The following is a 22,951-nucleotide window of genomic DNA, read 5'->3' as shown; positions in this document are numbered from 1 at the left end:
TGGCGTTTTTTTATCTCATTGATAACCTAAAGGGTATACAGCACTCTTATTGCCAGCAGGATCAAAACCACGCCAGAGAGTTTATCAATCAACCCTGCTTTTTCCCGCAATTTGGGTAATACACTCGAGTGGGATAACACTAAAGCAATTAAGCTGTACCAAAGTCCATCCACCACCATTGGCGTTAACACGATCAGTGCTTGACCGGTAAAACTATCGGCCACCATTACAAACTGACTGAATAATGCTAAAAAGAACAGCATAATCTTGGGGTTGAAGAGGGAAATCGCAATGCCATCGCGCGCCGCTGTAAGTGCATCTGTGGCCTCGCCTGCCGCAAGTTTTGCCTGCATGCCACCGTTTGAGCGCAGCGCTTGAATGCCCATCCATGCCAAATAAACGGCACCTAATATAGCGATACCATTAAATATCAGGGGCGCCTTTTTCAACACCACCGCAAGCCCGAGTAGTGTCACCAACGCATAAATGCCGATACCAATCGAGTGTGCCCAAGCACAAATAATTCCCTTGCCGCGTCCACCGCCTAAGGTATGACGCACCACCATGGCTAAGCTAGGCCCAGGTGACATGGCCCCCAAACAACAAATCGCAAGCAATCCTAACCATGTACTAAAACTCATCTTTACCCCTTCAGCGCATAAAAAGGCCCGCTAGAGTGCCTTCATAGGAGTAGCAGTTTAACACTCGCTAACCCATGAGGTAACACTCATTTAGCCGAGTTTGGATGATAAAAAGCACCAATAGATTTCCCTCGATGACACTAACGACGCGGGATTCACTTTCATCTTACTGCCCGTCATGTAACCGTACATAATGACGTAAAATCGATGTTATCAACCTCAATACCATTAATAGAGGATTGATCCCGCTGGATCGATAAACACAGGACCAAACGCTCAAACATAGCGCCATCGTTAGCTTTTATACGATAAGGCTTGCAGGCAAAAACATAAATTCACGCAGATTTAAGCTGTTAGCCGTTAAGATAGGGATGGATTATCTGAAACTTATGTAGGCATTTATGGGCACGATCACGCTTATCAGTCTTATTATTCTCGCTTTGCTCATCGGTGCCATTGGCTTGTTACTCTGGCAACGCAGCAAAGGTAAACGTATTCCACTGGCAGTGATTGTTGTCCTTGGATGTTTCGCCCTTGGTCTGGGTGGGGCTATCGGTTTTGTGCATAAAGGCGAAGATTATCAAGCCTATCAAAAGCTGCGTTGGCACACGCTGGCACCTGAAAAAATCGCCCCGCTGGTTGCCCAAGGTTACACAGTATTTGTGGATATCACTTCTGATTGGTGCAGTATTTGTCAAACCAACAAGGCAGAAGTCACCCATAGGGAACAAGTCGTCAATGCGCTTATGGCCGATAATATTATTTTGATGCAAGGAAACTGGAGCGAAGCCGATACCACCATTGCAGGCTATATGCAGCATGAGGGCATCCTGGGTACGCCTTACAATAAAATTTATGGTCCTAGTGCACCTAACGGCATAGTGCTTCCTTCTAAACTCACTATAGAGGCAGTTATCGATGGTCTAGCACAGGCCAAAGCATTATAAATCGCCTCGATATACACCAATACCACAGCCAATAAAAAAGGCTGCATCGCAGCCTTTTTGCACACTTCAAATCAGTAGAGAGTGAACTTCCGGAAAGGTGGGCAGAAAATCACTCTGTACTCTTAACAGCTGTCTAACCCCAAAACGCTATTTAAATCGCTCACTAGCATCTAACTTCAATAAATATCCCTGCGTTGCCGTGCCCCCCAATATTAAGGGCAAGCCTGCTTAGTTCAGGTAAGCTGAGCAAAGATATTTATGAAACATTTTTATAACAATTAATTCCTTTACGCCAGCACTAAATACAACTTTCGATCGATTAAAATATAAGCTTTTCATTATCAACAAGTTAATGGTCTGACCTCTAAAACCTTCCACATACATATCATCCACGTCTGATATCACTCACGATATATCGCGACACGAGTCGACGGGTTATACTCAGGGCTATTCATTCGTATTAAGGAATCAACTGAATGACATCAATACAGCCAGCCACAATGCCTTTAGACAAACATTTTCTGCCAGAAAATCAGTTACTGCTTAATGCCGTAGGTGAAGGTATTTATGGCTTTGATTTAAATGGTAATGCCGTATTTATCAATCCCGCTGCCGAGCGTATGACGGGCTGGAAGAATGAAGAGTTACTCGGCAAGAATATCCATAATTGCCATCACCATAGTCATGCGGACGGTAGTCATTACCCCCAAGAAGACTGCCCGATTTACAACACCTTAAAGGATGGGATTGCAAGGGAAATTACCCACGATGTGTTTTGGCGTAAGGATGGCAGCAGCTTTCCCGTGTATTACAGCTCTACGCCCGTCTATCGGGATAACAAGCTTATCGGTGTGGTCGCGATATTTCGCGACATCAGTATTCAGAAACAAACCGAGCAGTCGCTACGCCAAGCTTTAGCGCAGGTTCAGGCGCTATCGGAACAGCTGGCGAGCGAGAATCACTATCTCCAAGCCGAATTAGCCGATAAGACCGGCGATGTGGACATTTCGGGCAGTAGCGCGGTGACCCGCCATATGATCCAGCAACTGCATATGGTGGCTAATACCGACAGTACCGTATTGATTTGTGGCGAGAATGGCACGGGCAAAGAACTGGTTGCCCGCAACTTACATCAACTGAGTCGTCGTAAAGATAAGCCGATGATCAGCGTTAACTGCGCAGCATTTTCAGCATCTCTATTAGAAAGTGAGCTCTTTGGCCATGAAAAAGGGGCATTCACAGGCGCGACTTCGCAACGCAAGGGCCGCTTCGAACTCGCGCATCAAGGCACGCTGTTTCTCGATGAGGTGGCCGAATTAAGTTTAGAGGCGCAATCTAAGTTGCTGCGGGTGATCCAAGAGCAATCTTTTGAACGCCTTGGTGGCAGTGAAACCATTAAGGTCGATATTCGCTTAGTCGCCGCCAGCCACCATGATTTACTTAAGCGAGTTGAGCAAGGCTTATTCAGGATGGATCTCTATTACCGCTTGAATGTGTTCCCAATTCAAGTGCCGCCTCTGCGAGCAAGACTTGGGGATATGCACGAATTAGTCAGCCATATTCTTCACACTCTTAACCGCAAACTCGGTAAAAAAATCCGCGGCGTAAGCCAAAAAGGTATGCAAAAACTACTGGCCTACAGCTGGCCCGGCAATGTACGTGAATTGCAAAATATCCTCGAGCGGGAGGCCATTTTATCTCAAACGGATATTTTACATATCCATGCCATGCCCACGAATAATCTGCAGACTCAGACCGCGACATCGACGTTACAAACCTTGGCCGAGGCGGAAGCACAGCATATAGAACAAACATTAAAGCAGCTCAACTGGCGTATTTCGGGTCCTAATGGTGCGGCCAATGTGCTTGGCGTCCCGCCCAGTACACTCAGATCGCGGATGAAGAAGCTAGGGATTACACGTCAAATCACTAATCAAATCACTAATAATGAATAGTCTCAAAAACGCGATATATCGCCAATAAGCGATATATCGCGAATAAAGCTTACAGCAAATCAATTTTAACCATTAAATATCAATACGTTAATAACAAGCCCATATTGGCCTAACGCTTGCTATAAGGAGCCGAATCTTATTTAAGCCGTTAGGACTGCATATGCCAAAGAGTGACCCCCTACAGAGTGAGAGCGCAAAGCGTCCCTCTGCCGAGCAATTTATCCCCGTTAAAAATCTATCGACTGGCGATAAGCCTACACAAAAAAGCAGTGGCCAGATTCATTTCCGTGAACAAAAAGGGTATTTTCAACGCCTAAGAACCACGATGAATAGCCTGTTAATTCTGCTCTTTTTCACTCTGCCTTTTATCTCCTTTGATGGTCGGCAAGCGATACTGCTGGATGTGCAGCAGCAACAATTCTTCTTTTTTAACCTCACACTCTGGCCACAGGATTTCACCTTACTCGCTTGGGTGTTTATCGCCGCTGCCTTCGGCTTATTTTTCATTACCGTGTTTTGGGGGCGAGTCTGGTGTGGCTATCTTTGCCCGCAAACCGCGTGGACCTTCATGTTTGTCTGGCTAGAAAACCGCATTGAAGGCAACAGCAATAAGCGAAAGTTGCTCGATAAGGCACCATGGTCTGCCAATAAACTCGGCAAAAGAACGCTTAAACATAGCCTGTGGGGATTAGCCGCCTTGATTACGGGTTGTGGCTTTATCAGTTATTTCATTCCTGCCCGTGAACTCTATTTGGAGATATTTACTGGCAATGCTGGCTTTTGGAGCACCTGCTGGGTGTGGTTTTTCGCGATTTGTACCTATTTGAATGCGGGCTGGATGCGTGAGCAAATGTGCTTACACTGCTGCCCCTACGCCCGTTTTCAAGCTGTGATGTTCGATGCCAATACTAAAACCGTAACCTATGATGTCGCGCGGGGCGAAACGCGCGGCCCACGTAAGCGCAAACAAGAAACTCAACTCGGGGATTGTGTCGATTGCAATTTATGCGTCGAAGTCTGCCCTACGGGGATTGATATTCGCCAAGGCCTTCAATACGAATGTATTAACTGCGGAGCCTGTGTTGATGCCTGTAATGAAACCATGCAAAAATTCGACTATCAACAAAACCTGATTAGCTATGTTAGCGAGAATGAATTAAAGGGCATAGCCCATTCCAACTGGCGTTCGCCACGCTTTTTAGGTTATGGCACAGCGGTAGTCATTATGTTGATTGTAATTGCCATAGACCTCTCTAATCGCAGTGAAATTCAGCTCAATGTGATCCGAGATAGGCAGAGCCTATATCGTGAAACCGCTGATAATAGAGTTGAAAATACCTATCAGCTGAAGATCCGTAATAAGACTCAGCAAACTAAGCAATACCAACTCGCCGTCAATAGCGAAATGCCCTTTAGCTTAATTGCTGCCCCGGTTATCACGCTGGCAGCGGGGGAACAAGCGGATTATCCCGTCACAGTACTAGCCGATAAGGACGCAATCCCAGCGGGGCGCAAGATTATCGAATTTTCGGTAACAGATATAAGCGAGCCTAGGCAAAGCGTGAGCCAAGAAACCGGTTTTTTTAGCCCTTAATTCATAGCCTCAACACTCCCATTTAGCTGTAGACAACCAATAAGACGCCATCGATTGAGCGTCTTATTGGTTTTTAAAATGGCCACATCCTATTGCGCGCCCTTTTCTTTCCCCTATTCACCTAGCAATTGCTATAAAAATGCCCCTAAAACATCAACACGCCCTAATATACCCAAGTTAATAAAGACTTAACTTTACTCCGCCTATATAGAGTAAAAACACTATTTTTAACATAAAGATAGAGCCTGTTGCAGGATAGAATTATTTATCGATAAACATTGACCTTATAGGTTGAATCCTTCTAATCTAAACACCCGTTTGATTTTAAAATAATAATAACGACTAAACCTATTTGAGGTAGTTAGGCATGGCATACGATCAAGAGTCACAACTCGAACTTGGCAAGTACTCATCACTCATAGACTTAATCGAACGCACTAGCCAACGCTTTGGCGATAAAACGGCATATGCTTGTTTAGGGAAAAACAGCAGTTTCAATGAGGTAGAACGCGACTCACGTTATTTTGCAGCCTATTTGCAAAATAACACTAACTTAAAACCTGGTGATCGCATCGCGATTCAATTACCCAATATCACCCAATTTGTCATCGCGGCCTATGGGGCGCTGCGAGCGGGTCTTATCCTTGTCAACACGAACCCGCTGTACACTGAACGTGAGCTCATTCACCAGTTTAATGATTCGGGTGCTAAAGCATTGGTGGTGTTATCGGACTTACTGCCAACATTAGCCAAAGTCGTTGCTACCACCCCCATAGAACTAGTGATTTCGACTCATCCGTTAGATCTTATCGACCCACAAGTTCAGCCCAAGACAGGGCTTAAAAATGTTGAATTCTGCCATGTGTTACAACAAGGTGCGCTGTTACCCTTCACTCGCTTTGTACCAACATTGAGCGATCTGGCGGCACTGCAATATACAGGTGGAACAACAGGTCTTTCTAAGGGGGCAATGCTAACCCACGGCAATATGCTTGCCAATGCGGCGCAGGTCAAATCCCGTATTGGCAGCGTGATCAGCGAAGGCGAAGACATTTTTGTCGCGCCATTGCCGATTTACCATATTTACGCCTTTATGGTGAACTTGGTGCTTTATTTTGAATGCGGTGGTTGCTCGGTATTAATCCCAAATCCCCGTGATATTAATGGCTTAATCAAGACGCTGGCGAAATACCCCTTCACAGGCTTTGCAGGGCTTAACACCTTATTTGTCGCCCTCTGCCATCAACCCGAATTTAAGGCGCTAGATTTTAGCCATTTAAAAATCACCATTTCGGGCGGAACAGCACTCACCGCCGCCGCAGCCAACCTGTGGCAACAAACCACTGGTAATACTATTAGCGAAGGTTATGGATTGTCAGAAACCTCGCCTGTAATCTCTCTCAATGCGCCGGGATATCAAAAGATTGGCACGATTGGCAAACCCGTTCTCGGCACTGACGTCAAACTGTTAAACGAAAACGGTAATGAAGTCGCGCAAGGGGAAGCCGGTGAGCTCGCCGCACGTGGCCCGCAGGTGATGCTAGGTTATTGGAATAATCCCCAAGAAACAGCCAATGTGATGACACCCGATGGCTTTTTTAAAACGGGGGATATTGCGATTCTAAACGAGGAAGGCTTCCATCAAATCGTTGATCGTAAAAAGGATATGATTATTGTCTCCGGCTTTAACGTCTATCCTAATGAAGTCGAAAACGTGCTTGCTAGCCACCCAAATATCATTGAATGCGCCGTCGTTGGCGTAAAAGATGAGCACTCGGGGGAAGCGGTTAAAGCCTTTATCGTACTGAAGGATGACAGCCAAGAGCATGAGAAAATAAAAACGGCCATCCTCAACTTCTGCCGAGAGCAACTCACGGCCTATAAGCTACCTAAGCAGATTGAATTTATGCCGCAGCTACCTAAGAGTACTGTGGGTAAGATTCTGCGTAGAGAACTCAAAAATCAGGCTTAAACTTGGCTAAACATCAGTTAATTTGAGCAGACTTAAATCCAAAACAAAACCCCAGGTAGCACTCTGGGGTTTTATTTGAGCCTCTTTACCCAATCCAAGCCTTACTCGCTCAATGGGCTAACCTCATCCGTTAGCAGCTGCAAACTGGCAAACTCTCGATATAAGGCATTGGTTTGCATTAGAGTTTGATGCTTACCACTGGCAACAATTCGCCCCTTATCGAACACGATAATTCGATCGGCATTAATTACGGTGGCTAGCCGATGGGCGATGATCAGCGTAGTTTTACCCGCCATTAACTCATCGAGCGCCTGCTTTACTTTTTGCTCGCTTAAGGCATCGAGTGCACTGGTAGCCTCATCGAGTAATAGGATGGGCCTGTCGGCTAAAATGGCCCGAGCAATAGCAATCCGTTGTTTTTGCCCACCGGATAAGCGCACACCGCGCTCACCCAAATAGGTTTGATAACCTTCATTAAATTCACTGATAAACTCATGGGCACGGGCCGCAATACAGGCATCGATCACTTCCTGCTCGCTAGCATCGACGCGGCCATAGCGCACATTTTCCAGCACACTGGTGGCAAAAATCACTGAGTCCTGCGGCACCAGCGCAAACTGCGCCCGTAAATCCTGTGGTGAAAGCGCAGCAATATCAATCCCATCCAATAAGATACAGCCCGATGACGGCACATAAAACCGCTGTAATAACTGAAATAGCGTGCTCTTGCCCGCACCACTCGGGCCGACCAAAGCCACACGCTCGCCGGCATTTATTACAAGGTCTAAGTCGCTGAGTACTAACTGAGTTTGCTCTGGATAATGGAAGTTAAGCTGATGTAGTTGCAGCTCGCCGCGGACTTTATCAGGCAGGGTTTTAGGCACCAGCGGCGCCGGAATATCGACCTCAGTTTCGGCTAATTCGATTAAGCGTTCTGCAGCGCCCGAGGCACGTTGGATTTCCCCGACCACTTCACTAATGGTCGCAACCGCGCCAGCGACCATCACGGCATAAAACATAAAGGCAGAGAGTTCGCCGCCCGTCATCTTACCCGACATCACATCGTGGGCACCGACCCAAGTCACTAGCGCAATGGCGGCAATACTGAGGAACATCACTGAAGAAATCAGCAGCGCGCGGTAACGAATGCGGCCGCTGGCGGCGGTCATCACATCTTCGACACGGCCGTTAAATAAGCTGCGGTCTCTATCTTCGTGGCCATAGGCCTGCACTGTGTGGATCTCATGTAAGGTTTCATCCACATAGGCACCGAGATCCGCCACCCTATCTTGGCTTTCGCGCGCTAAGGTACGCACTTTTCGGCCAAAGAAACCGACAGGCCCCAACACCAAAGGCACGGCCAGTAGCACGAGCAGCGTCATCTTCACGCTGGTGATCCCCATCATCGCCAGCCCACCAATAACCGTCACGCCAGAGCGCAGTGCCATAGAAAGACTCGAGCCGACAACGGTTTGCAGTAAGGTTGAATCGGCGGTAAAACGCGAAATCACCTCACCAGTGCGCACCTTGGCATAAAATGCCGGAGATAATTTAAGTAATTGATTATAAACTGCAAGCCGAATATCGGCGCTGACACGCTCTCCAAGCCATGTCATCAAATAAAAGCGACAGAACACCGCTGTGCCACTCACAGCAGTAATCACCAGTACGAGTAGAATGATCTCATTGAGGCGCTGGGCGTTATCCTTAATAAAACCTTCGTCCACCATTAAACGCACACCTTGGCCGAGGGATAACCAAGCCAAAGAACCGATCAATAAAAATACAATCGCCGCAACAACTCGCAAACGATAGGGCTTAAGAAATTGCCAAATCCACGGTAACACCGCTCGCTGGTTAACCGAGGTGTATGAAGGTTTTTGAGACACTGTTAACTCCAATAATGGCCGATGGGATTGGGGGCTCGAATCTGTGGGCTCTGTGAGCGGTTTGTTCACTCTTGATATCCTGCGGCTTTATTTGTTATTCAACTTAGCACAAATAAAAGTGAACTGAGCATACAAGAAATCGCATACGATAGCTTAAGTTATGGTGACAAAGTAAAAATTCAAGGCTAAGAACAGCAAAGCCAACAATAAACCCGCATTGATAGCGGGTTTATGATGGACGGTATTTATTTAGGTAAGCATTAAGGTGTTAACTACTAATTCAGTTTTACCTCAATCAACGAGGCTAACTTAGGCCACCTGCATATCTTCAGGCGTTTTAGGCGTGCCATGGTGACCATCGCGCTTCCAGTTAACATCAAGCAGTTCGCTACCTGTTAAACGAAAAGCTTGGCCAAAGCCTTTGACATACAATCCTTGATGGGGCGCTAACTTGTACAGGTTAAAGTCCGTCAGTGCCGCCAAATTATCCGACATATCGCCAAAACGTTTAGATAACAGGCTGACTCCTTTGCTAAACGAAGGCGTATCACGCGCAACCGCTTGAGCCATGGCATCAAAGGTTAATCGTTTGCGGGCGAATACAGATTTTGCTTCAGCTTCATCCTCCACCAGCATGACAGACACTTTAGTCGACTGTTTAAGATTATGGCCGTGGCGCGCTAAATCACTCACCAAGATATAAAAACCATCGTCTGCTAATGCAAATGGCGCGTAACTGGCATTAGGTTGACCATCGGTATCGACGGTGGCGAGTTGTAAGGTTTTACGTTGCTGTTTAAAGGTCTCAATTTCAGGTAACAATTTGTCCCTTAAACGCTGTTCTTGCTCGGAAATTTCAGGCTTCATATTAGTTTCCTCAATAAATTACGTTCATCAATGTTAATCAGCAAAGGTGGCGACTAGCGCTTTAAAACGGCGCACTTGGTCAGGAAAAAGCACTCTTTGCTTGTCACGCCCTAAATAGACCTTAAATACCACCTCTCCCTGAGGCCCAAAAAAGTTAATTGAATGGCTCTCGCTGCCCCTAAAAGGTCTGCTGATTAAGGCAATCGCCTGCATGCCATCCAATTTAAGATGACCATGCAGGCCGTCTCCTTTGCCGTAGAGGTTGTAGTAGCCATGGGCAAATTTTCCTTGGGGAAAATTGCCTTTAAATTCAAATACACTGCCCGAAAGCATCACTATGGTGGTTAACGACCCCCACTCAGGTAAGCTTTGTAGTAACTCGTCCATATGGGCCAAAGGTAAAAACACTCGCTGCGCTTGAGGTAAGGCGGTAACCACCTCAAGCTCAGCAATCCCTAACTCACAGGCCAATTGTGCAGGCATTAAATCTGGTTGAGTTTCAAATCGTTGTCGCAACATTTGCAGGGTTTCAGCATTTGAATCTCGGTGGCTCAGCACGTTATCCGTGTTTTCAATGTCAACTGTTTGGGTCATTTCACAGATCCTCTATCCCAAGACTTAGAACATGTAGCGTGCAGACAGCTTCATATTACGGCCGGGCTGATACAAGGTTTGCCATGCCTGCTGATATTTCTCATCACCAATGTTTTCAATGGCAAAATCAACTCTCAGGCCCGACATCACGCCCATCGCAGGCTCCCAAGCAAGGTACACATCCCACAGGGTATAGTCGTCATACTTAGCAACACTGTAGCCTGTAGGTGTATTCGCTTGGCTGGCGACATAGGTCACTCGGGTGCCGAGTTTCATATCGCCTTCCATGATGCCTTGGGATAAGTCGACATTAAACTTATTGGCTGGCATCCCTTCGATATAATCGCCAGTGTTACGATCTTCTCCACGGGTTTGACCATAATTCATCGCTAAACGCGTTTGTCCGATGCGATAACGACCGCTGAGCTCAAAGCCCGTTAATTGAGCGTCTTCCACGTTGTTCCACGAGGTTGTTTGCTCAAGTCCTGGGATCCCACGATATGGATTAGAGACTTGCTGAACAATAAAATCGTCCACATCGTTACGGAAGATGTTTAAGGTAATCGCTAACTCATCATCACCCGCTAACTCATTGAAGCGAAAGTCAGCTTTAAGCTCTTTATTACGCGCCACTTCAGACTTTAGGTTGGGATTCGTCGCAAAGGTGTTACATAACCCTTTGGGTAAGAATCCGGGGATCGGTGGGATGCAATAATGGGTGCCGCTAGAGAACATTTCTTCCACCGTCGGTGCTCGGAAGGCCTGATCATAGCGCGCACTTAAGGTCAACCATGGCTGCGTTTGCCAACTTAATCCAAGTGAAGGAGATAGCTCAGTATCATCAGCAGATGCATTAAGGTTATGACTCTCGTTTTTAAAACTGTCATAACGTAAAGCAGCATCGAGGTTTACCGTTTGTGTCAGTTGCACATCCGCCCGAGTAAAAGCTCCCCATACCGTTGTTTCGCCATCAATATCCTCAGGACGCTGTCCAATCTGTCCCTTATCGTCTCTGACGGTTTTAAGGGTATCGCGATAGCCATCAACACCGTAGGTCAACTTAGTGTTACCGAGTTGAGAACTATTGTTCAAATTAATGCCAACGGTGCGGTATTCAGTACTATCTAATTGGCCTTTAGTGACACGGTCTTCGTCGTAATCTGTGCTATTCCAATAAACCTGCACATGAGTATCCAAATAAGGATTATTGGCTGGGGCTAAGCTGTAATTGAGGGTGATATTTTGATCGTCCGTTTTGCGGCGCACTAAAGGCACCGAACTACTCACCGCAGCAGAAGGGTTACTTGGCACCAATTCATTAATCTTGTTAACTCTTGCAGATAACGCTAAGCGCGAGGCTTCATCAGCCTGCCAGCCGAATTTAGCCAATCCACTACTTCCTGAAGAAGCACTGTTGACTAAGGTTTCATCATTGCCGGTATTAATATTATTGGAATCAAAATAACTACCATTGAGCAACCAATCGACTGTCGCTTGCTGGCCATAGACTGCACCGCTGGTTTTAGTGCGGTCGCCATTGGTGTCATAGCCTTGCTTGACATAACCACCAAAGGTTTCATTTGGCGCTAAAAAATCCTGAGCTGACTTAGTATTTTGTGCAACAACACCGCCGAGGGCACCACTGCCCCACAAACTACTGGCAGGGCCACGGATCACCTCGATAGATTTAAGTAGTTCAGGGTCCATAAAATAGGAACCGCGATGGCCCGAACTAGTATTTTGCCTTGCGCCATCGATCGTTTGTAAAACACGATCACCGCTTAAACCGCGAATTTCGACGCCCTGAGAGGTCGCTCTCGGGCCATTTGTTAAGTTAATATTCGCTTCGTTTTTTAATACTTCGGCAACCGATGAGGCCTGTGAAACGTTAAGCTGCTCTTCTGCGACAACAGCAACACTTCGACTGGTTTCAGACACTTTCTCACTCAAACGCGTCGCACTCACTAACACTTCATCAAATTCAGTTTCGACAACGCCCTGTTCAGCACTCTTCTGAACCGCGGTGGGTTTGACGCCTTCTTCAGCCGCTAACGCAAAACTTAGCGCCGTACTACTTAGTGCCATCGCAACGGCGATCACTAACGGCTTTTTGTTCATATTATCTTCCTCAAATTATTAATTTTATTAATCAATTAGTATCTAAAAAGACCCGTAACTGTCATTCGCCTACCTTGGCATTTTGCTAGTTTTTTGAGCATTCACTTTAGCAATTGCAGGCACTCTAACTGAGAATACAAATTTGATCAAATAAAAATCATTATCATTTGCGATCTTATTTATATTTATGTATCTTAATTAGCAATGATTGATGAGTGAATGCTTTTGGAACTGGAAGGTTTGCCGTGACACCGAAACGATATTTAGCTTTTGGCGCATTAACTGTTGCGATTCAAACGGGGGTTATTGCTTCGCAACCTGTGCCTGCTCAGCTAAAAATAATCAATTCACCGACCATTCAGGGTGAATCACATCAACTCGTTACCTTAAACCCGGTTACCTTAAACCTTGCTAAGCCTCAAATGGCTGCAGCATCGGATATTGCTCCTAACGCGGTTAACAAAACCCAATCCCATCACGCATCATTGGCACACACTGTTACCGCACCATCGACACGAGTGGCTCAACCGAAGCTGACAACATCCAAACCTAAAAAGCCAAATCAAAGTAAGACTGAGCAAAAACAAACTATTACTGCATCAATTGATAAAAAAAACATCGCGCAGCCAAAGTCTAAACAGTCGCAGGATCATCACTACGTCGCCAAGACTGACAATCTAAAATCCACAGAAAAAGTGACGGAACACGCTGAGTTAGCGCCAACCAAACCAAGACCAAGCTTGAATGAGCAACAGAATTCAATGGATAGCAATATGGCGCCTCATCAAACCGTGGTTGAACTCACATCCCCCACATTTGCCAGTCAACCTCCCCAGCCAACATATCCGCGCATGGCGCGCAAAAAAGGCTTGGAAGGAACCGCAACAATTGAAGTGATGTTTAACGAATTTGGACAACAGCTCGCCCTCACGTTAGTCAAAAGCTCTGGTGTCAGCCTGCTGGACCAAGCGGCACTAGAGGCGGTAGAGACTTGGCAGTTTGAGGCGCCAAGCCCAAAACTGGCAAGCCATTACAAGGTGAGGGTACCGATTCGTTTCGCCTTAAATTGATCCTGTGGCGATGCAATGCTTAACCACGCTAATCCTATTGCAACACATTTGGCTGAATGCTTGATAACAGATCTAACTATAGAGACTCACCGCTTATGACTGACTTTTCGCCCCTACATGGCCAGCTCGGTTCACTCACCTGGCCTTTGCTGATATGTGCATTCCTTGCCTTGATGATTTGCCTTGAGCGTAGCGCACTGTTTTTACAACAATCCGCAGCGTCAATCTCTCCAAAAAAACAAGCTTGGGTTAAAGAGCTACGCCACTCTGATGCCAAACCGACAAACGAAAACATTCAAGCCTTACTCACTAAAACCAGCCACCAGCAAGATTTACTGGCCCGTGGCGCAACACTGCTGTTAGCGCAAGCACATCAACCCAAACCACTCAGGGAAGAATTACTCAGTCTATGGCTGAATAAACAACAAAGGGAGCTGCAAGCGGGCCTTAAGATTTTGCAAGTGATAGGGATTATTAGTCCGCTACTGGGGTTACTCGGCACAGTACTTGGGTTAATTGACATGTTTGCCCAACTTGGCCAGTCCCAAGGGCCAGTCACACCCGCGCAACTCAGTGCGGGGCTTGGGCTGGCAATGAATACTACCGCAGCAGGCCTTATTATTGCGGTGCCGACTATTACCGCCGCCCATTTATTTGGGATCTGGGCACATAGCCAATGCTTAAAAGCGAGCCATGTGCTGAATCAAATTAACTTATGGTTATCCGGTGTAGACAAGCAGCCACTTGAGCAGGACTTATATCAGGCATTCGCTCTAGGAAATCAGGCTAATCAAACACCTAACACTCCACACGCAGCATCTCTTGAGTCTCAGCCATGATAAGCACTCACCACACGTCGTTACCCCAAGCAGGGATCAGTGCCTTAGAGCCACTGCCCAGCGTCGATCTTACGGCATTGATTGATATTATTTTTATTGTTTTAGTGTTTCTGTTGCTCACCGCAAATAGCCGTTTGCTGAGCTTACCCGTTGATGTACCTCAAAGCCCAAGCAACGCCATTACTGCACTCGAGCATAAGCAATCGATAGCCATCAATATTATGGCGACTTCACCCTACTGGGCGATTAATGGCGAAAAATTTGCTGATTTAACCGCGTTTACTACAGCCTTTGAAGCGCAGTTAACGGCTCAACCACAGGCCACCGTCATTATTGCTGCCGATAAGGCCGCGCCAGTTGAACCACTAATGCAGTTACTCGCACTTTTGCAGGGTAACGCCATTAATCAAACCCAAATTTTGATGGAACATTAACCCTAAACCTTAACTCAATCGTGTTTTAACCCGTTTACCCTGCAAGGTTGATAACACCTCGACCTTGCTTTTAGATGGATCAGGAGTTTACCCATGTTGTTTCAAGCTGTGCGTTATAGATTTAATAAACTCAGTCAACCGACCGATAGCAATGCATTCAATAAATGGTTGTGTCTACTCCCCGCAGTCATAGCACTCTTTTCATTTAATGCTTGGAGTGCAACTCAGGATATAAAGTTGGTGAGCGCGGGTGCGGGTGTCACCGAGTTAGTGCTGGCGTTAGGGGCGGCCGATGAGTTAGTGGCTGTCGATGCCACCAGCTATGTGCCTGAACAATTAAGCTCAGTCGCCAAACTGGGATACCACCGCATGCTTTCAGCTGAAGGCATTATGGCACTCAGCCCTACACTAGTTGTGGGGTCCGACGTAATGGGCCCAGAAACCACCCTCAACGTACTAAAACAAGCCAATATCAAGGTAGTGCAATTACCCTCAAGCGCCGATGAGCAACAATTAATGAGCAATATCGATACGCTGGCACAATCGCTTAATCGAACAGACAAAGCGGCCCCGCTAAAGCAGGAGTTGCATCAAAGGCTAGATAAATTAAATAAGCAAAAACAACAACTCAGCCAACATAATGCTCAGCCAAAAATCCTCTTTATGTTATTACAGGAAGGACGAGGAGCCAGAGTCGGTGGCAAAGGTACCGCTGCCGATACCATTATTGCGCTATCGGGCGCAAAGAATATTGCAGACTTTGAAGGCTATAAGACATTGTCCCAAGAGGGCATTCTCGCCTTACAACCGGATGTGATTTTAGTGTCTAACCGTAGCGAAAAAACTGACTCGCAAACCAACAGTCAAACAACCCAGGCTCTATTAAAGGAGATGCCGCTGCTAGCGCATACTCCCGCAGGCCAAAATGGCCATATCCAAACCCTTGCCCCGCAAGCTTTACTAGGAGGCTTAGGCATTAGCGCCATTGGTGCTGCCGAAACGCTTGCAGATACCCTGCTCACTCAAGGTAAAACGGCGGGCAAATAACCATGTTACAGTATCGCTGGCTTTGGCCCACAATGATGATGATCCTCATCCTGAGCAGCTTACTCTCGGTGAGTGTCGGTCCCGTAAGCATGAGTCTTATGGACTCCCTCAGCGCTGTATTTAATTGGGCAACCCAGCAAAGCATTGGCAATCTTGCACCCCATGAGCAACTGGTGGTAAGTAACGTGCGTCTGCCAAGGACCTTGTTAGCCCTTACAGTAGGCGCGATCCTTGCTCAATGTGGCGCAGTGATGCAGGGATTATTCCGCAATCCACTGGCAGACCCAGGTATTATTGGGGTGTCATCGGGGGCCGCATTAGGTGCGGCCATCTGTATCGTGTTATTTCCCGACGTGGGATCTTTTATGATTTCCCTTGGCGCCTTTCTCTGTGGGTTAGCCACAACCCTGATCGTTTATCGTCTGGCGAGTAACGGTTTAGGCACATCTGTGGTGTTATTGCTGCTGTCCGGCGTGGCGATTGCAGCGCTAGCAGGAGCGGGCATAGGCGTACTAACTTATCTCGCTAATGATATGGCATTACGTGACTTAACCCTTTGGCAAATGGGCAGTATTGCGGGAGCTCAATGGCAATATGTCGGCCTGTGTTTACTGGTATTAGTGCTGCTGAGTTGGCGGTTTCAGCGTGATGCCATGGCACTTAATGCCCTGCTACTGGGTGAAGCTGAAGCCAGACATTTAGGGATTGATGTCGACCGTCTTAAGTTAAGACTCATCCTACTCTGTGCATTAGGCGTAGGCGTGAGTGTGGCCGCAACAGGGATTATCGGTTTTATTGGTCTAGTGGTTCCCCATTTAGTGCGGATGATTTTGGGGCCAGATCATAAACGACTTTTACCCATGAGCGCCCTCTTGGGCGCTGCGCTTTTAGCCTTAGCTGACATAGGTGCGCGGGCATTTTTACCCCCCGCCGAATTACCCGTCGGCTTAGTCACAGCGCTTATCGGTGCGCCATTCTTTATCTTTTTACTCCTGCAACAACGCAGCAAATTAATCTAAACGAGAACTTCATGGCTATGAGCTTATCGGCTGCGCCCGTCGCTAAACAACATTTTGAACGTACCCAATTAACCGTGGATAGGCTCAGCTACGCTATCGGCGATAAGGCGGTGTTGAACAACATTCGCGTGCAATTTAAACCGGGCAGTGTCACCGCACTTTTAGGGCCTAATGGGGCAGGTAAATCCACACTGTTAAAGGCACTGTGCCAAGAGATCCCCACTGCGCAAGGCAGCATCAAGCTTGGCCACTGCCAACTGGTGGATTGGCCAAGGGCTGAACTGGCAAAATCCCTCGCCGTTCTGCCTCAACATGCCAGCTTAACCTTCCCCTTTACCGTGGATGAAGTGGTGGCAATGGGGCTTTATCCCTTAACCTTGAGTCAAAAAGAAGGCCAGCAGTTAGTCACAAAATGGCTTGCCGAAGTGGGTGTATTGCATTTAGCCCGGCGCAGTTACCCCACGCTTTCTGGGGGAGAAAAACAAAGGGTGCAACTGGCGAGGGTGTTAACGCAGTTAAGCCAATCCCCCTTCCCGCCGATTTTACTGTTAGATGAGCCTACCTCGGCACTGGATTTGGCACAGCAACACAAAGTATTAGCGCTAGCAAAAAATCTCGCCCACAAGCATGCCTACACTGTGATTGTGGTACTGCACGATCTCAATCAGGCAGCCCGTTACAGCGACAGAGTTATCGTCCTCAAACAGGGGCAAATCGTCAGTGAAGGTACACCTAACGACGCATTATCGATTGATATAATTCGCCAAGTGTGGGATTACGAACCTGAGTTTATTCCTGCACCACAGGGCGGTTATCCATTGATTTTTTAATGCAAAATTGACTTCACTAGCGCCTTTAGCGGCACAGTTGTGGGTATAATCGCTGCAATCGACACCTAAGTCACAGTGTGAACAGATGAAAACCACTATCTCAACAGAAACCCAGCAAGATGCCTTAGCCATGGCGAAGGCTACTCAAAAACCAGGACAAACCAAAGAACAAACTAAACTGATTGCCCAGGGGATTGAAAAGGGCATTGCCGAATATAAAAAACTGCAAAAAGCCAAAGCTCGCGAGCGGGATAAACAGAGAAAACAACAGTTAAGGGCAAAAAACCAACAAGCAAGCGCGGCTGGCGAGATGGATGACGGCGAAGATTTTTCGCTGCCACAAACTCAATTTACTCCTATTGCTTGGGCTGCCATCGCCCTGTTAGTCCTTAGCTGGCTGGGTTTTGGGGCATATATCTTCCTTTAACAGATGAAATTCGCGCGTATCGTATCAAAGTAGCCAGTCAGCTCCTGTGGTAGAAACTCTTGTACTGTTAGTGCTTTAGCGTCGATATTGCCAGCCCTTAGCTGGACTCGCCCCATATCGAGCAAAAAGGCCAACTCAAGCCAGTTGGCTCTATCGGGGTAGCCATCGAGAGTTAGGCAAAGCGCGTTATCCCGCTCAATCGCAGACTGACAATCCCAGCATTGGCCGATAAGATCGAGCAGCACTTGCCCGCTTTTCATATCGGTTAATCTGGGTGCGTACACCCAATGGGACATACGCATTTCGTGGGGAATAGTCTCAAGCTTAACGCGGCCCTGTAGGAAAAACTGTTCGGTTAACATCATCGGATCAGCAAAGTACTTATCGTGTATAAATAAATCGTGTATGAATAAAAATGACTCAGTAATGGCCTGATTAACTCTCTGGCTTGCTGTTTAACTCTCTGGTTTATAAGTAGATTAACTCATTAAACCTTCTAATCGATTCGCGAGTCGCTTAGCTAAGCCTTTTTGCCAAGCCGCACTCTTGGGCTGGCTGTAGAGCCTATCTTCCCATGCAAAAATCTTGTTCATGCCATGATAAGCGAGCCACGGCAAAGGTTCAGGTTCCCAAGGCGTTAATACTTGCTGAACAGGGGCATTAAACGCCCAAGGCATAGTGGTAAGCGGCGTATCACGCGCTAAGATCAAGTCCACCAGCGTGCGAGCAAAAAGATTGGCAGCCCCAACACCTTCGCCGCCGTAACCACCAATAAGCCCCAATCCTACATTTTTATCGTAAATAGCGTGGGGCGCAAACTGCCGCGCTAAAGCTAAGGTACCGCCCCAACCATGGGTGATTTGCACATCCGCCAATTGCGGAAATAACGCCAACAATAGCTGATAACGAAAACCAAATTCACCTTTTAACGCCGATTGACGATGACTAACGGGAGATTGGGCATTAAAGCACTCGGGATTAAATCCAAATTCAGTCCGCACTTTAGCACCAAATCCGTAGCCGCCACGGGCGCCAAATATCAAGCGGTTATCAGGACTTCGCTGACCATAGGTAACGATGCGGCTAGCATCACTAAAGGTTGCGCGATTAGCTAAACCAATGTCCTGCCACATTCTGTCCGTTAACGGCTCAGTGGCGATCAGTAAACTCTGAACAGGCAAGGTGAATCGCCCCAACTCCCCCAATTGGCGAAGATAGCCTTCAACGGCGGGCACGACAATTGCGGCGCGCGCACTCCCCTTTGGGGTATGTAATCGGGTTTGTGCCGCCCCCAAGTGCTCGATATGCGTCACAGGAGTCTGCTCAAATATCCTAACCCCTAAGTTTTGTACCACATCCGCGAGGCCACTGACTAACTTTGCAGGGTGGATCCGCGCACAATGGGGCGTAAAAAGCGCCGCTTGGCCGTAGGCCATAGACACTTGCTTATCAAGCTCGGGCTTATCCAGCCAACGAATATCCGCCTCGCCAAAACCTTGCCGACGCCAATGCGCAAATTCGGCTCGAATATTGGCTAATTGCTCAGGATAACGCGCGGCTACCCGTAAATTGCCGCCATGGTGTAAATCACAGTCGATATGATGCTGGGCGCAAACTGCGGCAACTTCAGCAATAGTTTGTTGGATCAAGGCTTTTGCTAGTAAGCGCGACTCACCTTGAAGCTGATTAAGATAGGCTACATCGCCACTAAAACCGCCCATCAACCAACCGCCATTTCGCCCCGAAGCGCCTTGGCCAATGGTATCAGCCTCAAGAATCACCACGGATAAATTGGGCTGGTATTGCTTAAGATAATAGGCCGTCCATAATCCTGAATAGCCCGCGCCAATAATGGCGATGTCAGCGGCAATATCATGTTGTAGCGCAGGTAACATAGTCCTTTGAGTTAACTTAGCTTCAGTATCAAACCAAAATCCGCGCTCTTTCACGCCACTGATTCACTTAATGCCACGGTTTCACTTACTGGAGCGACGCCGATAATTGAGGCAATTTCCTCGAAATGTGTATCAACCCACGCACTGCTAATCGGCCCCCAGGTCAAAATGCGATAATAACCTGCATTGTTTCGGCTACCATCTTGGATAAACTCGACTCGGATACCTATATCTTCAAACGCGGCGATAGCATCCTGCAACGTTCGCCTCGGCATTCCAGTCAACTTATTGAGTGATAACAAGTTATGTCGATCATCATCCATTAAATGCGCTAAATATAGCTTACGTAAAAATGCTTTATGTTGTTTCGATATTGACTGAGTAGTTGCGGGTTCAAGGGGCATAAAGAATCAATCCAAATATTGACCAAGTGAATATAAAACTACTGGATATACAGTGAATAAGAAATAGTCTCTGTTCAAATTATTCAAGCAAATTGACTCGTTTGACATTTGTTCGCGTAGATACATTTTCGCATTTGCTTGTATAAGCTCTCCATCACTGTTATTTGTAAAAAGATTAATCAATGGGAGAGCAAACGATGGGCCAAATGATGACCGCACAGCAAGTGCTATATTTCTGGTTTGAGGAAATTTCACCTCAATCTTGGTGGATAAAAGACCCAACATTTGATGCACAAATCCAATCTCGCTTTGAAGACCTATTAAAACAAGCCAAGCGCGGTGAGCTTGCGCATTGGCGCGTGACACCTCAAGGTCGTTTAGCCGAAGTCATCGTACTGGATCAATTCTCGCGAAATATCTATCGCGACACGCCAGCAGCGTTTGAGGCCGACACCATTGCGCTGGTCCTTGCACAAGAGGCTGTTGCACTCCAAATTGATAAGGAGCTTTCTCCCAAACAAGTACCCTTTTTGTTTATGCCTTTTATGCATAGCGAATCCCCAGTCATTCATCAAGTTGCTGTAAAATTGTTCAATCGAGAGGCTGCTATCGCTAATCTCGAATTTGAACTAAAACACAAAGCTATTATCGACAGATTCGGTCGTTATCCTCACAGAAACAAAATATTAGCTAGAGAGTCGACAGCAGAAGAAATCGCTTTTTTATGCCAGCCTGACTCGTCATTTTGAATATAAACAAGCTTTATTCAGATAAAAATAACTGTGGCTGTAGATTAACAAACTACACTTACAGTGATATGTCAGGGGACAACTCTGGGCATCATGAGATGGCCAATGGTGCGAAAGGTAACAGTGGGTAATGAAACAAACTAACCATATTTCCTGCGTCTCTAGAATGACCTGTATTCGCTATCCATTACTAGCAGTAATTGCATTATTGTATCCCCAATTAATCCAAGCGGCGGAACTGAAAATTGGCGTGAGCCTCTCCATTCCTCCCTATGTCATCCAAGAATCTGATAGCGGCCTAGAACTCGATTTGCTGTATCAAGCACTTGCAGTCAAAGGGCATACCGCCAATATTGAATATTTGCCTTTAGCACGCACTTTCCATGAACTTAGGGTGGGCAAACTTGACGGCATAATCAACGTAAAAGAAGGCATGATCGAAAACGTTTTTTACTCTAATGTGGCGATTCGTTATCAAAATTGCGCAATCAGCCTAGAGAAAAATAACTTTTCGATTAATAGCATTAAAGACTTAACGAATAAAAAAGTCGTTTCCTTTCAACGCGCTGCAAGCTTCTTAGGTGATGAATTTACTCAAATGACTAAAGCTAATCCTAGTTACCAAGAACAAGCTCGGCAAATACAGCAGGTTTACATGCTGATGAAACACAGGGCTGATGTCGTGGTTATGGATAAGAACATTTTCACTTACTATCTTAGACAGGCATTTATTGAGGGAAAACTCACCGAAATAGAGAGTAAACAGGTGGCGGTATGTCATCGCATTTTTCCACCGACTGAGTATAAATTTGCGTTTTTAAGCGAGCAAATCCGTGACGACTTTAACCTTGGGTTAAAACAAATTACCGAAGATGGGACACTTAGCGCCTTACATGAAAAATATCGGCAACTCATGTCCCTAGAGAATGAAGCTGAAGCCTCAAATACCATTATGAAGCAGCCAGAACTCAAGCAAGATCCTTTATAAGTTAACTACTTAACTACTAATACTGGGCATTTCGCCAATCTAACAACATCTTGACTCACATGGTGCTTTAAAAAATCCACTAAGCCGCAGCTGCCATGGCTTGCAATCACAATCATACCCGCATCGGCTGACTCAGCTAAAATCTCTTCGCTCGCATCACCATGACGAACAATACATTTAACCTTTAGTCCAGCCGCTAATCCCTGCTGCATTTGCAGCTGTAGACTCTGCATTTTTGTCTCCACAAACTCGGCCAGCTGTTGCTCAAGTGTCGCCGGAGTGTCGACCGCTACACCATAACAATGGGCACTTCTTGCGGGACTCACCACATGCAGTAAGCGGATATCCACATGATAAAGATTAGCCATTTCAACCGCATAATTAAGCGCATGGGCGGCAGTTGCCGAAAAATCCGTAGGGCATAACACTTCTTGAGTACGCATAATTTTATCCATCACTTAGGTTGTTGTGCCCAATATTAGGGCAAATGGCATTGCTTATAATCTGTATTTTATCGCAGTAACTCGGGACAAGCAGCTAGGCCGTAAAATTAATTATGCTTTAGCAATCAAAAACAAAGGGCGCCTTAGCGCCCTGTTATCTACCCAATACAAGCTATTTCACTACCAATACAGGCTATTTCACTACCAATACAGGCTATTTCACTACCAA

Annotated in this window: 22 protein-coding genes; 13 read left to right on the top strand and 9 right to left on the bottom strand. The window is 46.6% G+C overall.

The window, feature by feature from the left end; genetic code table 11:
- Positions 1-26: 26 nt before the first annotated feature.
- Complete coding sequence (locus H9J30_RS10190; protein ID WP_011073456.1) at positions 27-641, bottom strand: LysE family translocator; 615 nt, start codon at positions 639-641, stop codon at positions 27-29.
- Between the two features lie 401 nt (positions 642-1,042).
- Here H9J30_RS10190 and H9J30_RS10185 point away from each other — a divergent pair, with 401 nt between their 5' ends.
- The 4 genes from H9J30_RS10185 (at position 1,043) to H9J30_RS10170 (ending at position 7,109) form a co-directional block, all read left to right on the top strand.
- Positions 1,043-1,588: a thioredoxin family protein gene (locus H9J30_RS10185; protein WP_240130933.1), complete on the top strand. Its 546-nt coding sequence runs from the start codon at positions 1,043-1,045 to the stop codon at positions 1,586-1,588.
- A gap of 476 nt (positions 1,589-2,064) precedes the next feature.
- Complete coding sequence (locus H9J30_RS10180; RefSeq protein ID WP_240130932.1) at positions 2,065-3,543, top strand: sigma-54 interaction domain-containing protein; 1,479 nt, start codon at positions 2,065-2,067, stop codon at positions 3,541-3,543.
- Between the two features lie 160 nt (positions 3,544-3,703).
- A complete protein-coding gene (gene ccoG, locus H9J30_RS10175; RefSeq protein ID WP_240130931.1) occupies positions 3,704-5,137 on the top strand; it encodes a cytochrome c oxidase accessory protein CcoG in 1,434 nt (477 codons plus the stop codon).
- Between the two features lie 367 nt (positions 5,138-5,504).
- Complete coding sequence (locus H9J30_RS10170) at positions 5,505-7,109, top strand: long-chain-fatty-acid--CoA ligase (protein WP_240130930.1); 1,605 nt, start codon at positions 5,505-5,507, stop codon at positions 7,107-7,109.
- 101 nt (positions 7,110-7,210) lie between these two features.
- On the opposite strand, the gene H9J30_RS10165 is transcribed toward H9J30_RS10170, so the two are convergent.
- The 4 genes from H9J30_RS10165 to H9J30_RS10150 form a co-directional block, all read right to left on the bottom strand.
- On the bottom strand, positions 7,211-8,998 hold the full coding sequence (locus tag H9J30_RS10165) for an ABC transporter ATP-binding protein/permease (protein ID WP_240130929.1): 1,788 nt from the start codon (positions 8,996-8,998) through the stop codon (positions 7,211-7,213).
- Positions 8,999-9,307: 309 nt separating this feature from the next.
- On the bottom strand, positions 9,308-9,865 hold the full coding sequence (gene hutZ, locus H9J30_RS10160) for a heme utilization protein HutZ (RefSeq protein WP_240130928.1): 558 nt from the start codon (positions 9,863-9,865) through the stop codon (positions 9,308-9,310).
- Positions 9,866-9,898: 33 nt separating this feature from the next.
- A complete protein-coding gene (gene hutX / locus H9J30_RS10155) occupies positions 9,899-10,384 on the bottom strand; it encodes a heme utilization cystosolic carrier protein HutX (protein WP_240130985.1) in 486 nt (161 codons plus the stop codon).
- A 99-nt stretch (positions 10,385-10,483) separates the two neighbouring features.
- On the bottom strand, positions 10,484-12,577 hold the full coding sequence (locus H9J30_RS10150) for a TonB-dependent hemoglobin/transferrin/lactoferrin family receptor (RefSeq protein ID WP_240130927.1): 2,094 nt from the start codon (positions 12,575-12,577) through the stop codon (positions 10,484-10,486).
- A 245-nt stretch (positions 12,578-12,822) separates the two neighbouring features.
- Here H9J30_RS10150 and H9J30_RS21695 point away from each other — a divergent pair, with 245 nt between their 5' ends.
- The 7 genes from H9J30_RS21695 to H9J30_RS10115 all read left to right on the top strand — a co-directional run bounded on the left by H9J30_RS21695 (position 12,823) and on the right by H9J30_RS10115 (position 18,243).
- Positions 12,823-13,647, top strand: a complete 825-nt coding sequence (locus H9J30_RS21695; RefSeq protein ID WP_240130926.1) for an energy transducer TonB — start codon at positions 12,823-12,825, stop codon at positions 13,645-13,647.
- A gap of 95 nt (positions 13,648-13,742) precedes the next feature.
- Positions 13,743-14,486, top strand: coding sequence for a MotA/TolQ/ExbB proton channel family protein (locus H9J30_RS10140; RefSeq protein WP_240130925.1), 744 nt, complete (start codon positions 13,743-13,745; stop codon positions 14,484-14,486).
- Positions 14,483-14,920, top strand: a complete 438-nt coding sequence (locus tag H9J30_RS10135) for an ExbD/TolR family protein (RefSeq protein ID WP_240130924.1) — start codon at positions 14,483-14,485, stop codon at positions 14,918-14,920. The genes H9J30_RS10140 and H9J30_RS10135 overlap by 4 nt, the downstream gene beginning before the upstream one ends.
- A gap of 93 nt (positions 14,921-15,013) precedes the next feature.
- Positions 15,014-15,967, top strand: coding sequence for a hemin ABC transporter substrate-binding protein (locus H9J30_RS10130; RefSeq protein ID WP_240130923.1), 954 nt, complete (start codon positions 15,014-15,016; stop codon positions 15,965-15,967).
- A 2-nt stretch (positions 15,968-15,969) separates the two neighbouring features.
- A complete protein-coding gene (locus tag H9J30_RS10125) occupies positions 15,970-16,986 on the top strand; it encodes a FecCD family ABC transporter permease (RefSeq protein ID WP_240130922.1) in 1,017 nt (338 codons plus the stop codon).
- 11 nt (positions 16,987-16,997) lie between these two features.
- Positions 16,998-17,816 (top strand): heme ABC transporter ATP-binding protein, encoded by an 819-nt coding sequence (locus H9J30_RS10120; protein WP_240130921.1) that lies wholly within the window; start codon positions 16,998-17,000, stop codon positions 17,814-17,816.
- Positions 17,817-17,901: 85 nt separating this feature from the next.
- Positions 17,902-18,243 carry a DUF2956 domain-containing protein gene (locus tag H9J30_RS10115; protein ID WP_037427114.1) on the top strand — a complete coding sequence of 114 codons (342 nt, stop codon included), beginning with the start codon at positions 17,902-17,904 and terminating at the stop codon, positions 18,241-18,243.
- Here the strand turns inward: H9J30_RS10115 and H9J30_RS10110 are convergent.
- The 3 genes from H9J30_RS10110 to H9J30_RS10100 form a co-directional block, all read right to left on the bottom strand.
- Positions 18,240-18,608: a hypothetical protein gene (locus tag H9J30_RS10110; RefSeq protein WP_240130920.1), complete on the bottom strand. Its 369-nt coding sequence runs from the start codon at positions 18,606-18,608 to the stop codon at positions 18,240-18,242. The genes H9J30_RS10115 and H9J30_RS10110 overlap by 4 nt on opposite strands.
- A 114-nt stretch (positions 18,609-18,722) precedes the next feature.
- Complete coding sequence (locus tag H9J30_RS10105; RefSeq protein WP_240130919.1) at positions 18,723-20,192, bottom strand: NAD(P)/FAD-dependent oxidoreductase; 1,470 nt, start codon at positions 20,190-20,192, stop codon at positions 18,723-18,725.
- Positions 20,189-20,542, bottom strand: coding sequence for a winged helix-turn-helix domain-containing protein (locus H9J30_RS10100; protein WP_240130918.1), 354 nt, complete (start codon positions 20,540-20,542; stop codon positions 20,189-20,191). Before H9J30_RS10100 ends, H9J30_RS10105 begins: the two co-directional genes overlap by 4 nt.
- Before the next feature lie 197 nt (positions 20,543-20,739).
- On the opposite strand from H9J30_RS10100, the gene H9J30_RS10095 reads away from it, so the two are divergent.
- Positions 20,740-21,291 (top strand): DUF924 family protein, encoded by a 552-nt coding sequence (locus tag H9J30_RS10095; protein WP_240130984.1) that lies wholly within the window; start codon positions 20,740-20,742, stop codon positions 21,289-21,291.
- 166 nt (positions 21,292-21,457) lie between these two features.
- A complete protein-coding gene (locus H9J30_RS10090; protein ID WP_240130983.1) occupies positions 21,458-22,279 on the top strand; it encodes a substrate-binding periplasmic protein in 822 nt (273 codons plus the stop codon).
- Positions 22,280-22,284: 5 nt separating this feature from the next.
- Here H9J30_RS10090 and H9J30_RS10085 read toward each other — a convergent pair whose 3' ends face one another.
- Positions 22,285-22,722, bottom strand: a complete 438-nt coding sequence (locus H9J30_RS10085; protein WP_240130917.1) for a universal stress protein — start codon at positions 22,720-22,722, stop codon at positions 22,285-22,287.
- Positions 22,723-22,951 lie beyond the last annotated feature (229 nt).

Origin of the sequence: Shewanella cutis, assembly GCF_022410515.1 — a bacterium.
Taxonomy (GTDB): domain Bacteria; phylum Pseudomonadota; class Gammaproteobacteria; order Enterobacterales; family Shewanellaceae; genus Shewanella; species Shewanella cutis.
The sequence above is the reverse complement of the archived record's forward strand: the minus strand, read 5'-3'. Positions and strand labels throughout refer to the sequence as shown.